Genomic DNA, 14,803 nt, shown 5'->3' on the forward strand with positions numbered 1-14,803 from the left:
AAAACCGCCATCTCGGCGGTTTCTGGTCTCTTTAGCCGACCTGCTGCTTAGCTGCTTTACCGGCTGATCCGAACTCTCTCATTTTGCTTCGCACTGTCTCTTCCACGGCTTCAATGCCGGGTGTCAAATAGCCGCGCGGTTCGTACAGATCGCTGTTTTCCTGAAACATGCGGCGTGTTTCGTCTGTCCACGCTACCATACATTCCGTATTGATATTGATCTTCGCGTGGCCGAGCGTGATGGCTTTTTTGATCTGATCCTGCGGAATCCCGGATGCCCCGTGAAGAACGAGGGGAATATCAGTCATGCGGGAGATAGCCTCCATTTCCTTAAATCCGAGATTCGGCTCACCCTGATATTTGCCGTGTACAGAGCCGAGTGCGGCGGCCAGCGCGTCGATATTGGTTTCTTTAACGATCCGCTCACATTCCGTGATATCCGCATAGCGGACCCCGCCGACCAGTCCGTCTTCCATTCCGCCGACCGTGCCGACTTCGGCTTCTACTGACACGCCGTGTTTTGCGGCATAATCGGTGACTTCTTTTGTCATCGCGATATTCTCGTCAATCGGCTGATGGGAGCCGTCAATCATCACTGAGCTGAATCCGGCATCAATGGCCTGTCTGCAGCGTTCCGCACTGCTGCCGTGATCGAGATGAAGCACGACCGGAACGGTAATCGCCATGTCCTCCATTAACGCGCCTACCATGGCAGCAATCGTTTTAAATCCGCCTAAATAGTCGACCAGGCGATCGGAAGCCGCGGCGATGACCGGTGATTGCTCCTTTTGCGCCGCCTGCAAAATCGCCTTCGTCCATTGCAGGCCGTTGATATTAAACTGGCCAATTGCATATTGCTCCCGCTTTGCATCTTCAAGAAGCTCTTTCATCGATACAAAAGCCATGTCCACCCCTCCTTTATCCATTACATGTTGAAGTATTTTGATACGACGTCCACTGTTGTTTTTTTCGCTGTTTGAATGGCTTCCTCAGCAGTCAGCTTATAGTATTCAGGCCGGAAGAGCTCAACCGATACAACATCAGAGAAGCCAATTTCCTTCAGTGCTGATAAGTGGGCATCTAAGTCAATTGCCCCTTGTCCCGGCCATACACGATCCTCATCTGTTAAAAAGCCGATTGGGAAATCTTCTGTATCATCAATATGATAGATGAAGATTTTCTTTCCGTCCGCCTGCTTTAAGCTCTCAATATTTGAACCCATTGCATGGAAGTGAAAACTGTCAAGGACAAGCCCGACATTGTAACGGTTAACTGTGTTTACAATCTCATACGCCTGTTCAAACGTATTGACCGTACATTGCGGATGGCCGACAAACTCAAGCGCGATTTTTACGCCGTACGGCTCCGCGATATCTGACAGCTCAGTCAGCACGTCTACACTGCTCTTTTTGATCTCTTCTTTTACAATCTTCTGCTCTGTCACAAGCGGAACGGCCACCACATATTTCACACCGAGGGTTTTGCATGTTTCCATCATGCCTTTAAATTCAGTGATGATCTCGTTGTGGCCCTTTTCATCACGGTTGTTGAAGAAAACGAGCGCATTTAAGGCAAGCGGTTTGATGTGATGGGTTTGAAAATATTCCGCAAGGTCATCCAATGAATGGTCTTTTAAGTACTCCGGCAGCTTATCCATTGTACGGATTTCAATATAATCATAGCCGTGCTTTTCGCATAGTTCTAAATCCTGTTTAAGGTTTGAGTTTTCCAATGTTGTCGCTTCATTAAAACAAAGTTTCATGCCAGACTCCCCCATCTGCGTTTTAGATATGAAGGGAGTTCGGCAGGAAGGCTGTCGCCATATCCCGCCGAACTCCATGCTCAGCTTATGCCAGACCTAATTCTTCTTTCATTTTCTTAAGCATAAATCGGCTTGATTCATCCGCTCTTTCATCGACCCAAGCAAATACGGCATTCGTCGCAATTCCGTCGAACTTCATCTCTCTCAGTTTTCTGAAAATCGTATCAAAATCAACCTCGCCTTGGCCAATGTCCAAATGCTGGTGAACCGTTACTTTCGCGTCAGGCGGATTGACGATATAGCGAAGACCATGAGCCGCTTTATGATTATAGGTATCTGCAAATAAAACATGTGTGAGGCGGTCGCCGGCTTCGTCAAACATGGTCTCGATGTCGCCTTTGCCGTCATCATAGAAGAACGTATGCGCAGTCGAGTAGACAAGATTGATCCAATCCTTGTCAAGCGCGCGGATCATATCCATCGCACCTTTGTGCGTTTCGATAAAATCGTATGGGTGGGCTTGAAGATTAAGTTTAATACCTTCTTTTTCAAAGACTGGCAGAAGCTCATCCATGGATTTGATAAATTTTTCTTCACTTGTTAAAGGATCATATTTTGAACCGCTGAATTCGCTGTTCATCAAATCCACTTCAAGTTCAACCGCAATTTCGATTGCCCGTTTCCAATTGCGCACCGCTGCCTGCCGGCGGTCTTCATCAGGACCCGCCCAGTGGTAAAGAGGAAGAAGCGATGAAAGCTTAACACCTGTATCTCTTAAAAGGCGCTTTAATTGTTTGATCTTTGCTGAATCGACTTTCGGATATTTATAAAACGGGCAAAAATCCTCACGCGGAGACAATTCGATATATTCATAGCCAAGCTCCGCCGTTTTATAGACCGTTTCCTCTAAAGTTAAATCATCACGATACATGGATGGATCCAATGCTAACTTCATATTTTCACTCCTCTGTTTTTTAGTTTTGAACTGTTGTAAAAGATTGATAGAATTCCGGTTTTTCCTTCAATTCCACCTTTTCTTTTTGTCCAGATTCCTGGGCTTTTACACACGCGTCAGTCGTGACAGCAGCAATATAGCCGTCCCATGCCGTCGGTCCGCTGACCTCGCCTTTCTTTTGAATCGAATCAATAAAGTCTTGGATTTCCACATCGTACGCAGCAACAAAGCGTCTCTGCCAATCCATCAGAATATCTGTGCTGAATCTGCCTTCTTTTCTCAAGCTGATGCTTGATGGTTCTGGAAGCTTGATGATGCCGTCTTCTCCGACGATTTCACATTGAATGTCATAGCCATATTTACAGTTCACATAGATTTCAGCATTGATGACGATACCGCCTTTTGTTTCAATCACGACGATTTGCGGATCTTTTAAATGCGGCAGCGCGTTTTTCGATTTTTTCGGGTAGATGACTTGAACGGACTCGTAGTCATCGTTGACGAGCCAGTGCAGTACATCAATTTCATGAACGAGCGTGTCGACTACGGCCATATCGGTTGTGTAGTTATCTCCTACAGTCGGGTTGCGGTGCGCGCAGTGAATCATAAGCGGTTCGCCAATCACATGGTTATCGAGTGCTTCCTTCAGCTGTACGTAACCGCTATCATAACGGCGCATGAAGCCGACTTGAACAAGGCGTTTGCCCACTTTGATTTCTTCTTCGACGATTCGCATGCATCCTTCAGCCGTTGTCGCGAGCGGTTTTTCACAGAACACATATTTCTGGGCTTTAATTGCTTTCAGCACGCTTGACTCATGCGCAGGCCCCCAGCTTGTCACTAAGACAGCGTCTACATTTTCGTCTGCAAGCAAGCTGTCATCATTCGGATAAACCGTCGCGTTTAATTGGTATTGCTCAACGACCTTTTGTGCAGCTTCTTGATTAACATCCGTTACAGCTACAATTTCCGCTCCGGACAGCTTGTTCGTGATGCGGTTAATATGTTCTTTTCCGATTGCTCCAGTTCCAATTACGCCAATACGTAAACTCATTGACAGCCACTCCTTCTGTTGGTTACATGATTTTGCTTTCTGTTCCTTGCTTTACTTGGCTCTGAGGAGATCCGTAGAGTTCCTCTTGAATTTGTTCAAGCGACTTGCCAGACGTATTCGGCGCAAAGAGCAGCCCGATGATCATACTGGCCGTCACACATCCGAGAAGAATTGCAGCCATCGTTCCAATGCCGAAATTGGTGATAATCATTGGGACAAACAGACTCCAAATCCCTATTGAAATACGGACAAGGAAAAACATCAGTCCTTGTGCGGAAGCACGATATTGCGTAGGAAAGATTTCGCTGGCCCATAACTGATAGTTCGCTTGCTGCCCGGCTCCGTTATTGATGCCGATCACGACAATAAACAGGAGCAGAATCGGCAGGCCTTCAACTGGCAGCAGAAACAGTGTCCACCCGATCACCGCCATGAAAGCGGCGATTCCAAATACGGTTTTTCTATATTTGTCGGCAAAGGGCATGAAGATCAAGGCGACCCCCAATCCTGTGAAGATAAACAGCCCCATTTGCAAAAGGTTGGCCATGTTGGCAGATACACCGCCGACCTGCTGATAAATGTATGGCATAAAGAAGCCCATGACCCCAGCGGCTAAGTTCCAAACCAAGTACACACCCATCAAAAACAATATGCTTTTTAGATACATAGGCTTGAGCAAATCAAAATACGATGTCTTATTCAGTACAGCCGGCTTCTCTGCCTGAGCTTCCTCCGGCTGATTTTTTGTCTGCCAGGCGTCTGATTCCGGAAGCCTGATTCTCAGGATGTACGTAATCAGCGCAATCACAAGCAGATGGGCAAATACGATTTTATTCCCCAAGAGTCCCAAGTCACCGGCCAGTACGGAGAGGAGCAGTACAACGACAGCGCCCGCGGCCCAAGCGACTTGTGCTACGCCGCAATGCCTGGCCCGATTCTTCTTTGGCGCATTTTCCGCAATAATGGTCCATGACGCGGTTATGTCAGCCCCTACTGATAAACCGATAATGATGTAACCGCTTAACAACATGGGGAAATTAACCCCGAACAAAACCAAACAAATCCCTAGTGCATAAACCAGCATACTATTGGTATAAACAGCCTTCCGTCCGACTTTATCAGCCAGAAATCCGCCAAGCAGCGCGCCGACAGCGGCAGAAATCGCATTTGCGCTCAGTGCGCCAAGCAGCCCGATTTGCGTATCGGATAGCTTAAGGTAACTGACCCATAATGATAAACCGGCGGAGCCTGCCACAATTGAACCGGCATCAATATAGTTGGCCAATGCTGCCGCGATTGTCCGTTTATTGAAGGCTGAATCTCCATTGGTATTGCCCATATGTTCATTCCCCATTAAGCCAGATCCAACAACTGCTGATCAATATAGTTTCTCGCAATCAATGCATACTCCAGCGGGTTTGCAACATCGGGGTCTTGTTCAGCTTCAATGACAATCCATCCGGAATAACTGTGCTTCAACAGCAGCTGATATACTTCTCTAAAGTCAATGCAGCCGTCACCGGGAACCGTAAACATGCCTTTTAAAAATGATTGCCGGAACGATTGTCCTTCGAGCCTGCATTGTTCCATGACATTCAGGCGGGCATCCTTAAAGTGCACATGCTTAATGCGGCCGATATGCTTCTCAAGCATCCCCATGTAATCGCCGTCAGAAATATACGCATGGCCTGTATCATAGAGGAGGTGTACATGCGCAGGGTCTGTTCCTGCCATCAGGCGGTCCACTTCTTCCGCTGTTTGGACACCAGTGCCGAGATGATGATGATAGACAAGCTTCAAGCCATGCTGAGCGGCAATTTCGCCAAGGTGATTCAGCCCTTCGCAAAGCCGCTCCCATTCATCATCCGTAAAGTGCGGCTTCTCTGTGAACACGTTTTTCTCCAAGCTTTGCACGCTGTACGTTTGTTCAGAGACAACTGCGACATCCGCGTTTACTTGCTGCAAATACTCACAATGCAGGGTAAATGTCTTTGCCGCTTCACCAAGTCCGTCACGCAAAATAAAACTGCTGAACCATTTTCCTGCAATGCGTAAGTTCCGAAGCTTCAGCTCTTTGTTCAGGATGGCAGGTTCGGGGAAAAAGCCCCCGACCTCCGTGCCTTGAAAACGTGCGACAACGATATCACTTAACAAATGCTGAAGTGTATTTCCCGCTCCAATTTCAGGCATGTCATCATTCCGCCACCCAATGGGAGCGATTCCCCACAGGATTTCATTTTTGCCCATCTATGGTGCCTCCCCTCTAATACTGCTTCGCAGATTCCAGCTTTTTCTCTTTTGCTTCGTATGCTTTCTGAACGCTTTCTTGTTCAGATACCTCTGCCACCCCGACATGCCACCAGCTGTCATAGCCGTCCGTCATTGTTTTAGGCAGCACCTTCATTTCAATTAATGTTGATACATCCTGTTTCTTCGCATCCTCTAACGCCGCTTTTAATTCTTCTACTGTGTTTGCACGGTAGGTTTTCGCGCCGTATCCCTCAGCGACTTTCGCGTAATCGACATTCAGGATTTGGTTGTCATCTGTGCGGAACTCGCAATAGTAGCTGCCGCTGCCGTGATCCATTTGCAGGTTGTTGATGCATCCGAATCCTGAGTTGTCAAAGAGCAGCACATTGATTTTCTTGTTGTATTGAATCGCCGTGATCAATTCAGAATGAAGCATCAGGAAGCTGCCGTCTCCGACGATTGAATACACTTCTCTGTCAGGGTGGGCCAGTTTAAGACCGAGTGTCCCGGACACTTCATAGCCCATGCAAGAATACCCATACTCCAGGTGATACGTATTCGGAACATTAGAATGCCACAGACGCTGCAAATCTCCTGGGAGTGAGCCTGCTGAACAGATGATGACACTGTCTTCAGGAATCGTCTCGTTGATTGTCAGCAATGCCGTTGTTTGCGGAAGCTCAGTATTCAACGCGTCAGCATATTCATTCAGGACCTCTTGAGAAAAATGATTTTTGATTTCCGGATCAAATGCTTCCCGCTTAAACGTCACTTTGCTGAGACGTTCGCGTTCAGCTAGCCATTCGTCCTTCAGCTCCCGGAACGTTGTGCCGAACTCGCTCTCATAGCCTTCAAGCAAGCCATGCAGTTTGCCAAGCGTCACTTTCGCATCCGCTACCACTTGGAATGCATCAAGTTTATACGCCTGCATTCGGCTGACGTTAATGTTCAAAAACTTCACTTTATCAAAATCAAAAGCGGTCTTAGAGGATGTCGCAAAATCTGTATACCTTGTGCCGATGCCGATAATCAAATCAGCTTGGCGGGCCGCTTTGTTTGCCGCAAGTGTACCTGTGATGCCCATTCCGCCAAGGTTGTTCGCAAAATCTGCCTCAACAGTAGACTTTCCTGCCTGTGTTTCAACTAACGGAATGTTATAGGCTTCAGAAATGGCAACCAATTCATCGCGCGCACCGGAATATTTTGCGCCTCCGCCGACGAGAATCACAGGTTTTTTGCTGGATTTAATCAGCTCCGCCGCACCTTGAAGCTCGCGCTCGCTCGGCTGCATGCGATCAATATAGTGAACCCGTTTGACGAAGAAACTTTCATCAAAATCGTATGCTTCCCCTTCAACATCCTGAGAAATACAAATCGTTGCCGGACCTGCTTTTGCCGGATCAGTCATGACTTCAAACGCGCGCAGCAAACTGCTCATCAGCTGCTCAGGGCGCGTAATGCGGTCCCAGTATCTCGATACAGGTTTCAATGCATCGTTTGTCGTAATCGCCGCGCTGTATTCTTGCTCCATTTGCTGCAGTACAGGGTCTGGCTGTCTTGTCGCAAATGTGTCTGCCGGAATCAAGAGAACTGGGATATTGTTTGCCAACGCAGTGCCGGCTGCCGCCACCAAGTTAGCCGCTCCAGGTCCGACGGATGTAGACACCGCATATATTTTTCTTCTCAGCATTTGCTTGCTGTACGCCATGGCCGCATGCGCCATTCCTTGTTCATTTTTCCCTTGATAGACTTTCAAATGGCCTGCATCCTGCTCAAGCGCTTGCCCGATCCCTAATACGTTTCCATGACCGAAAATTGTGAAAATCCCTTCGACAAAAGGCTCTTCCTTTCCATCTACATGGATGTACTGCTGGTTTAAGAATTTAATCAGCGCCTGCGCAGTTGTTAAGCGAATTTTCTTACCCACAAACGATCCCACCTTTACTCGATCTTTTTCAATTATGACTGTGCTTCAATAAGCTGTTCGATTTCTTCCGCAGTCGGCATCGCTTCTGACGAACTGTGCTTGCTCACCACAATGGAGGCTGAAGCACTGCCGTATTTCAATGCCGTTTCAATGTCTTTTCCGCTGACAAGGCCATAGATAAAGGCTGACGCATAGGAGTCACCGGCCCCAAAGGTTTTCAGCACTTTTGTCTTGTACGCTTGGGCGCGGAATACCTCGCCGGATTTGCTGTATGCGTAAGAGCCTTCGACGCCGTGTTTGATGACAACGAGGTCGGCTGAATGGCCAAATAAATGATTGACGGATTCTTCATTGCTTCCGCCTGTGCGGTTTTCCATCACATCAAATTCATCGCGTGTGCCGATGACGATATCAGACTGCTCGGCAACCAAAGAATAATAAACGGCTGTTTCATCTGATGACTGCCACGAATACGGGCGGTAATCCAGTTCGAATACCACTTTGACCTGATGCTTCTTCGCGTATTGAACAGCTTTTAATACCGCTTCCCGTGACGGGCTTTTGGCGAGCGCTGTCCCGGAAACAAGCAGCATTTTCGCATTTGCGATATAGTCCTCGCTTACCTCTGAAGGCTCAAGATAAAGATCCGCCACATCATCGCGATACATTAAAATGCTGCATTCTTCTGGGCTGAGGATTTCTGTAAATGCAAGGCCTGCTTTGTGTCCATCTTGATCAACAACCATCTGTGTTGTATCAACGCCGGTCTTTCTCATATAGGACTCTATGAATCTTCCATGCTGGTCATCTGGAATTTTGCCGATGAAGCCCGCTTTTAAGCCAAGCTTCGCGCTGCCGATCGCGATATTCGCAGGTGAACCGCCGACATATTTCGAAAATGTCATCGTTTCTTCCATTGGGCGGTTGTATTCGACTGCGTTCAGATCAATACATGCCCGGCCGATGGCAACAATATCAAAAGCCTTCTCTTCATTGAATGTATACTTCATCGTAAACAGCCACTCCTCACTTGTTAGCGTTCTAAAATCCATTCATGCGCCGGGTCGTTATAAAACTTCCATTTTCGCGTCGGCCCTGCCATGACATTTAAATAGTAGGATGTGTATCCGTCCGGAACGCCTACCGGGTGGTATCCCGCAGGAACGATGACAACGTTTTCATTTTCCACAGTCATTGTCTCGTCAATAGAACGGTCATCTGTGTATACGCGCTGAAACACAAAGCCCTGTCCCGGGTCTAACTCATGGTAGTACGTTTCTTCTAAGAAAGATTCTTCCGGCAAGTTGTCTTGGTCATGTTTGTGAGGCGGGTAGCTGGACCAGTTGCCGCTGTCTGTATAGACTTCAACTACTAATAGACTGTTAGCTGAAGGGTCTGAATCCGGAAGAATGTTATGAACAGTACGTTTGTTTGAAAATTGCCCGCGATGCTCAATTCCGTTGTCTTCCGCTTTGATCAGCTTTGTCGGAAGCTGCTTTTCCGATGGAGAATAGCAAAGCGCCACTCTTGCGTCGCTGACCGCTGTGATCTCAAATGCACGGTCATTTGAAATATAGACGCTGTCTGTCGGTTTTCGTTCAAATACGCTTTCGCGCGTGCCGATATTCTCAAAAGTCGACTCATGATCTGTCACTGTAATTTTCCCCGTTACCGCCACAATACAGATTTCTTGTTTTTTCAATTCTTCTGTATAGCTTGAACCTGATGCAAGATCTAACACTTTAAACTCTACATAAGTGAGATCAGAGTTGGATGTCGTTACTTCGTGCACGAGTTTGACCCCATTAGACACTTCATGCGACTGCGGCTTACGCAACAAATAACTCATAGAGAAGCCCTCCTCTTTCTATTGGCAGAATGAGTCCGAACAGCGCACATGGACGCCGTTCGGCTGTTCGTCGTTTAGTTGAAATCAGGTGCCGGATATCTTGCCGTCACCACTTTTTTACGTGTATAGAAGTCGACGCTGTCTTTTCCGTTCGCATGCAGCGTTCCAAAGAATGAAGATTTCCAGCCTGAGAATGGGAAGAACGCCATTGGAGCCGGCACACCAAGGTTGATGCCTAGCATTCCCGCATCAATGTTTTCACGGAAGTAGCGGATTGCGTTTGAGTTGGATGTAAACAAGCAGGCGCCGTTCGCAAACTCAGACTTATTGGCGATTTCAATCGCTTCTTTCAGGTTTTTCACACGGATGACAGATAAGACTGGAGCGAAAATTTCATCTTTCCAGATCGTCATTTCTGTTGTGACATTGTCAAAGATCGTCGGGCCGACAAAGTAGCCGTCGTCAGACACATTTTCACGTCCGTCACATACGAGTCTGGCACCTTCTTCAAGACCTTTTTCGATATAGCTGAGCGTGCGCTTCTTGTTGTCTTCGCGAATCACCGGTCCTAAGAACACGCCGTCATCAAGGCCGTTACCGATTTTTATGTCCGCCACTTTTTCCTGCAGCTTCGCCATAAATTCATCGGCGATTCCTTCTTCAACCGTCACAACTGCACAAGCCATGCAGCGTTCACCGGCAGAACCGAAGGCAGCTCCGACGATGTTTGTGACCGTGTCTTCAAGATTCGCATCGTTCAAGACAATCGTATGGTTTTTCGCACCAGTCAGAGATTGAACGCGTTTTAAGTTTTCGCTTCCTTTTTTGTAGACGTATTCGCCGACTGGCTTGGAGCCTACAAATGAAATCGCTTTAATTTCGGGATGCTCGAGAATGCCGTTCACAACGTCATGCGCACCGTATACGACGTTGAATACCCCTTTCGGAAGGCCCGCTTTTTCAAAAAGCTCAACCAATTTCTCTGTTAACAGCGGAGTCCGCTCAGATGGCTTTAAAATAAATGTGTTGCCGAGCGCGATCGCCATCGGGAACATCCAGCAGGGAACCATCATCGGGAAGTTGAATGGCGCGATTCCGCCGACAACTCCGATTGGGTAACGGTAGTTCGCCGCTTCAACGTCCGTTGCGATGGAGGCAAGCGAGTCTCCCATCATCAGGGAAGGTGCTCCAGCGGCGAACTCTACGTTTTCAATCCCGCGTCCCACTTCACCTAAAGCTTCTTTTGTGTTTTTTCCGTTTTCAATGGTAATCAGATGAGCCAGTTCTTCTTTATGCTGAGACAGCAGCTGCTGGAAGTTAAATAGAATTCTGGCACGGCGCGGAACCGCCACCTTTGACCATGTTTTAAATGCTTCAGCCGCCGTTTGCGCTGCGTAATCAATATCCTCTTTTGTAGAAATCGGCACTTGGCATAGTACTTCTTTCGTCGCCGGATTGACGACATCTTCATATTGATCTGTTTTGCTTTCAACCCATTCACCGTTGATGTAGTTTTTTAATTTTCTGATTTCTGCCATTCTTATTGCCTCCTTCATTAGTAAACACATACACTTGTATGGATGGTTCAGGATAGATTCATATCAATATCCACTTTTCAGTAAGCCAAGAATTAAACGCTTTCAAAAAAACCAAAAAAATAAATGGCGGATGCATATTTACATACAAGCAACCATTTCATGCACAACAGGTTACTTTTTGGTCATTTCTTGGTTATATTTTAATCGCATAATACCCATAAGTCAATCATAAACACTACATTTTTTCATTATTTTTATTATATTAATCTTTTAATCAAGTAAGAGAGGTAAGAGAAGGCCGTAGAATCTTGCAAAAGATATACACCGATGTTATCATTTTTTAAGCAACTATTGATTAACTTTTGGTTTTTATTATATATTTATGTTACGTAAAGATTCAAGAAGGAGTTTTTTATATGAAACTGATGCGGATTCAGGAAATGGAGGAGTACATTTTATCGCATGGCACTGTTTCCTTAGATGAGCTGTGCCAGGTGTTCAATGTCTCCAAAAACACAGTAAGACGTGATATCAACAAGCTAACAGAAAAGGGTGCGATTGAAAAAGTATACGGCGGCGTAACATCTATTGAAAAAACCGCATTAGTTCCTTTTGAAAATCGCACCATTCAGCACCAGGATGAAAAAACAAAAATCGCCCATTATGCTTCCCGATTTATTGAAGATCACGATTTGGTCTTCATTGATTCAGGAACGACGACAAAGTCTATTCTTGATACGCTTGATCCAGCCAAAAATGTCACCATCTTAACCAACAGTTTAGACATTATCAATGCGGCGTCAGCTTTGAAGAATATCAACTTAATCATTATCGGAAACAACTATAAGAGAAAAACCCGCTCCTTTGTCGGCATGGACGACCCGGCTATGCTTGATAAGTACAATATCAACAAAGCCTTTATGTCCGCTACCGGAACGACGCTGACACACGGATTGACCAACTCGGATCTGCTGGAGTATGAAATTAAAAAGAGGATTTCGGAAAAAGCAAAAGAAGTGTATCTATTGGCTGACCATTCTAAATTCGGAAAATCAACGCTTCTGACGTATGCACCGTTTGACAGGCTGCATTGCATTGTAACCTCTCAGCCATTAGACGACGAGTACACGCAGTACTGCAATGAGCATCAAATCGGCATTCATCTAGCCTAACGTTTACAATAGTGTTGAGAGTCTATCATCCATTTTATTCTAGGAGGCAGATCATGAAAAAAGCGAAGCTCGGAAAATCAGACTTGCAGGTATTCCCTATTGGATTAGGAACAAATGCTGTCGGAGGACATAACCTCTACCCGAACCTAAATGAAGAAACCGGAAAAGAATTGGTGCGCGAGGCGATCCGTAATGGCGTGACAATGTTAGACACCGCTTATATTTACGGGATCGGCCGTTCCGAAGAATTAATTGGTGAAGTGCTGCGTGAATTCAACCGTGAAGATGTTGTCATCGCTACAAAAGCCGCTCACAGAAAACAAGGCAATGACTTTGTCTTTGATAATTCACCAGAATTTCTTAAAAAATCAGTTGATGAAAGCCTGAAGCGCTTGAATACCGATTATATCGATTTGTTCTACATTCACTTCCCTGACGAACATACGCCTAAGGATGAAGCTGTTAACGCGCTGAATGAGATGAAGAAAGCCGGAAAAATCCGCTCCATCGGTGTATCCAACTTCTCTTTAGAGCAATTGAAAGAAGCAAACAAAGACGGTTTGGTAGATGTATTGCAAGGCGAATACAACCTGTTAAACCGTGAAGCGGAAAAAACATTCTTCCCGTATACGAAGGAGCATAATATTTCATTTATCCCTTACTTCCCGCTCGTATCAGGTTTATTGGCAGGAAAGTATACAGAAGATACAACGTTCCCAGAAGGCGACCTGCGAAACGAACAGGAACACTTCAAGGGTGAGCGTTTCAAAGAAAATATCAGAAAGGTCAACAAGCTTGCGCCGATTGCCGAAAAACACAACGTGGATATCCCTCACATCGTATTGGCCTGGTATTTAGCAAGACCGGAAATTGATATTTTAATCCCGGGAGCAAAACGTGCCGATCAACTGATTGATAATATCAAAACAGCCGATGTGACGCTTTCTCAAGAGGATATTTCATTTATTGATAAGCTGTTCGCATAAGAAGAAAACAGCCTTCTCCATTGGAGAAGGCTGTTTTTTTGTGCCATAAATTCCTAAATAACTGATTTTGAAGCAAAACCTTACAAAATGAGCCATAAATCCGATAAAATAAAGGTAGTTTATCTCAGAAAGAAAGTGATTGAGAAAGCAAAAGTATGAAACGTTCATATCATCCAGCTCATATGAAATAAAGCTGACCCAGCTTCTTTTATTTGCTGGTCAGAATAGCGGACCACCGTTTCGATGGTCTATGGAGGAAACAGAATGAAACTTAAATATGTAAAAGCCTTAGTTGCAGTAACCGTTGCTTTAGGTCTACTGCTGCCATCAACGATTTCTCATGCAAAGAGCTTCAGCGGCCGCTCATCATCTAGTTACAGCAGCCGAAGTTCAAGCTCGTCATACAGCGGAAGCTATAAATCAAGCCCGAAATCAAGCTACAGCTCAGGATCAAACTCTTCTAGCAAAAAATCCAAGACGCCTGACGATTCATCATCATCGATTTCGCTTAAAAAGAAGCCTTCGGAAAAGGCAAGCTCATCAAGCTCTAAAAAATCGTCAGGCACCTTTTCCGGCGCTACATCAAAAGTAACCGGAAAGACATACAGCGGAAAAACGTCTAAAGCCTATGTTGGCGGACGATATGTTTCAGTCAATCATTACTATCACGCAGGTTTCGCGCCATCAGGATGGTTTGGATATTATAGCGGATTTACAATGGGTATGTTCATGATCAGCATGATGCACCCGTGGGGTTACACCTATCATCCAGTCGGAGGCCCCGGCTATGTTTCGTATGGCGCTTCACCCATTGCCTGGATCGTGGATATCATCGCTTTAATCATTATTTTAATCATTGTCATCGCACTGATTCGCGCATTTAAAGCACCAAAGACGTACAGAAGGAGATTTTAGGCAATGAGATTAATATTAAATGAGCAAGAAATTGTAGACGGAATTTGCGTGTATATTTCCAATGAAGAAGATATCTACCCTGAAGACGTTGAAGTAAAGGAGCTATCTTATAACAAGCGTACAGGGTTCTTCGCTGAAGCTACATTTGGCCTGCACCACAAGCAGCTTATGTCAGATGACATTTCAGAAGGCATTATTCAGTTCTTAGAGGAATACCACAACTTCAATCCGGACGTTACCGTCGTTGAATTGCAATTTGATAAGAAAAAAGGCTTCTCCGCCTTGGTTTTCGTCAACGAAGCAGAAGAATAAAAATGTCTTAATCAAAACCTTACTCCGCGCGGGTAAGGTTTTTTAATGGTTTCTCTGAGCATATCTCAAAGTTATTTCGTTTTT

14 protein-coding genes are annotated in these 14,803 nt (G+C 45.7%); 4 read left to right on the forward strand and 10 right to left on the reverse strand.

Annotated elements, in window-relative coordinates:
* Window positions 1–31 precede the first annotated feature (31 nt).
* The 10 genes from iolJ to iolA form a co-directional block, all read right to left on the reverse strand.
* Entirely contained in the window at window positions 32–904 is an 873-nt protein-coding gene (gene iolJ, locus bslm_RS19525) for a 6-phospho-5-dehydro-2-deoxy-D-gluconate aldolase (protein ID WP_015250854.1), read from the reverse strand.
* Between the two features lie 20 nt (window positions 905–924).
* Window positions 925–1,761 (reverse strand): 2-keto-myo-inositol isomerase, encoded by an 837-nt coding sequence (gene iolI, locus bslm_RS19530; RefSeq protein ID WP_046381460.1) that lies wholly within the window; start codon window positions 1,759–1,761, stop codon window positions 925–927.
* A gap of 85 nt (window positions 1,762–1,846) precedes the next feature.
* Window positions 1,847–2,716 (reverse strand): sugar phosphate isomerase/epimerase family protein, encoded by an 870-nt coding sequence (locus bslm_RS19535; protein ID WP_015250852.1) that lies wholly within the window; start codon window positions 2,714–2,716, stop codon window positions 1,847–1,849.
* 19 nt (window positions 2,717–2,735) lie between these two features.
* Window positions 2,736–3,770 carry a bifunctional inositol 2-dehydrogenase/D-chiro-inositol 1-dehydrogenase gene (iolG, locus tag bslm_RS19540; protein ID WP_003244482.1) on the reverse strand — a complete coding sequence of 345 codons (1,035 nt, stop codon included), beginning with the start codon at window positions 3,768–3,770 and terminating at the stop codon, window positions 2,736–2,738.
* Window positions 3,771–3,792: 22 nt separating this feature from the next.
* The gene (gene iolF / locus bslm_RS19545; protein WP_029318585.1) at window positions 3,793–5,109 is read right to left on the reverse strand and encodes a myo-inositol transporter IolF; all 1,317 of its coding nucleotides are present in this window, start codon (window positions 5,107–5,109) and stop codon (window positions 3,793–3,795) included.
* 14 nt (window positions 5,110–5,123) lie between these two features.
* Window positions 5,124–6,017 carry a myo-inosose-2 dehydratase gene (gene iolE / locus bslm_RS19550; RefSeq protein WP_003227062.1) on the reverse strand — a complete coding sequence of 298 codons (894 nt, stop codon included), beginning with the start codon at window positions 6,015–6,017 and terminating at the stop codon, window positions 5,124–5,126.
* Window positions 6,018–6,033: 16 nt separating this feature from the next.
* Complete coding sequence (gene iolD, locus bslm_RS19555; RefSeq protein WP_046381461.1) at window positions 6,034–7,947, reverse strand: 3D-(3,5/4)-trihydroxycyclohexane-1,2-dione acylhydrolase (decyclizing); 1,914 nt, start codon at window positions 7,945–7,947, stop codon at window positions 6,034–6,036.
* 32 nt (window positions 7,948–7,979) lie between these two features.
* A complete protein-coding gene (iolC, locus tag bslm_RS19560) occupies window positions 7,980–8,957 on the reverse strand; it encodes a 5-dehydro-2-deoxygluconokinase (protein WP_029318583.1) in 978 nt (325 codons plus the stop codon).
* A 23-nt stretch (window positions 8,958–8,980) separates the two neighbouring features.
* On the reverse strand, window positions 8,981–9,796 hold the full coding sequence (gene iolB / locus bslm_RS19565) for a 5-deoxy-glucuronate isomerase (protein ID WP_014481418.1): 816 nt from the start codon (window positions 9,794–9,796) through the stop codon (window positions 8,981–8,983).
* Window positions 9,797–9,870: 74 nt separating this feature from the next.
* Window positions 9,871–11,334 carry a methylmalonate-semialdehyde dehydrogenase gene (gene iolA, locus bslm_RS19570; RefSeq protein ID WP_003243682.1) on the reverse strand — a complete coding sequence of 488 codons (1,464 nt, stop codon included), beginning with the start codon at window positions 11,332–11,334 and terminating at the stop codon, window positions 9,871–9,873.
* A 416-nt stretch (window positions 11,335–11,750) separates the two neighbouring features.
* On the opposite strand from iolA, the gene iolR reads away from it, so the two are divergent.
* The 4 genes from iolR (at window position 11,751) to bslm_RS19590 (ending at window position 14,719) form a co-directional block, all read left to right on the forward strand.
* On the forward strand, window positions 11,751–12,506 hold the full coding sequence (gene iolR / locus bslm_RS19575; protein WP_003227050.1) for a myo-inositol utilization transcriptional regulator IolR: 756 nt from the start codon (window positions 11,751–11,753) through the stop codon (window positions 12,504–12,506).
* 53 nt (window positions 12,507–12,559) lie between these two features.
* The gene (locus bslm_RS19580) at window positions 12,560–13,492 is read left to right on the forward strand and encodes an aldo/keto reductase (RefSeq protein ID WP_003227049.1); all 933 of its coding nucleotides are present in this window, start codon (window positions 12,560–12,562) and stop codon (window positions 13,490–13,492) included.
* Window positions 13,493–13,756: 264 nt separating this feature from the next.
* Window positions 13,757–14,407, forward strand: coding sequence for a hypothetical protein (locus bslm_RS19585; RefSeq protein ID WP_046381462.1), 651 nt, complete (start codon window positions 13,757–13,759; stop codon window positions 14,405–14,407).
* A 3-nt stretch (window positions 14,408–14,410) separates the two neighbouring features.
* Window positions 14,411–14,719: a YxcD family protein gene (locus tag bslm_RS19590; RefSeq protein WP_003227046.1), complete on the forward strand. Its 309-nt coding sequence runs from the start codon at window positions 14,411–14,413 to the stop codon at window positions 14,717–14,719.
* Window positions 14,720–14,803 lie beyond the last annotated feature (84 nt).

This window comes from Bacillus sp. LM 4-2, assembly GCF_000978495.1.
Taxonomy (GTDB): Bacteria; Bacillota; Bacilli; order Bacillales; family Bacillaceae; genus Bacillus; species Bacillus subtilis.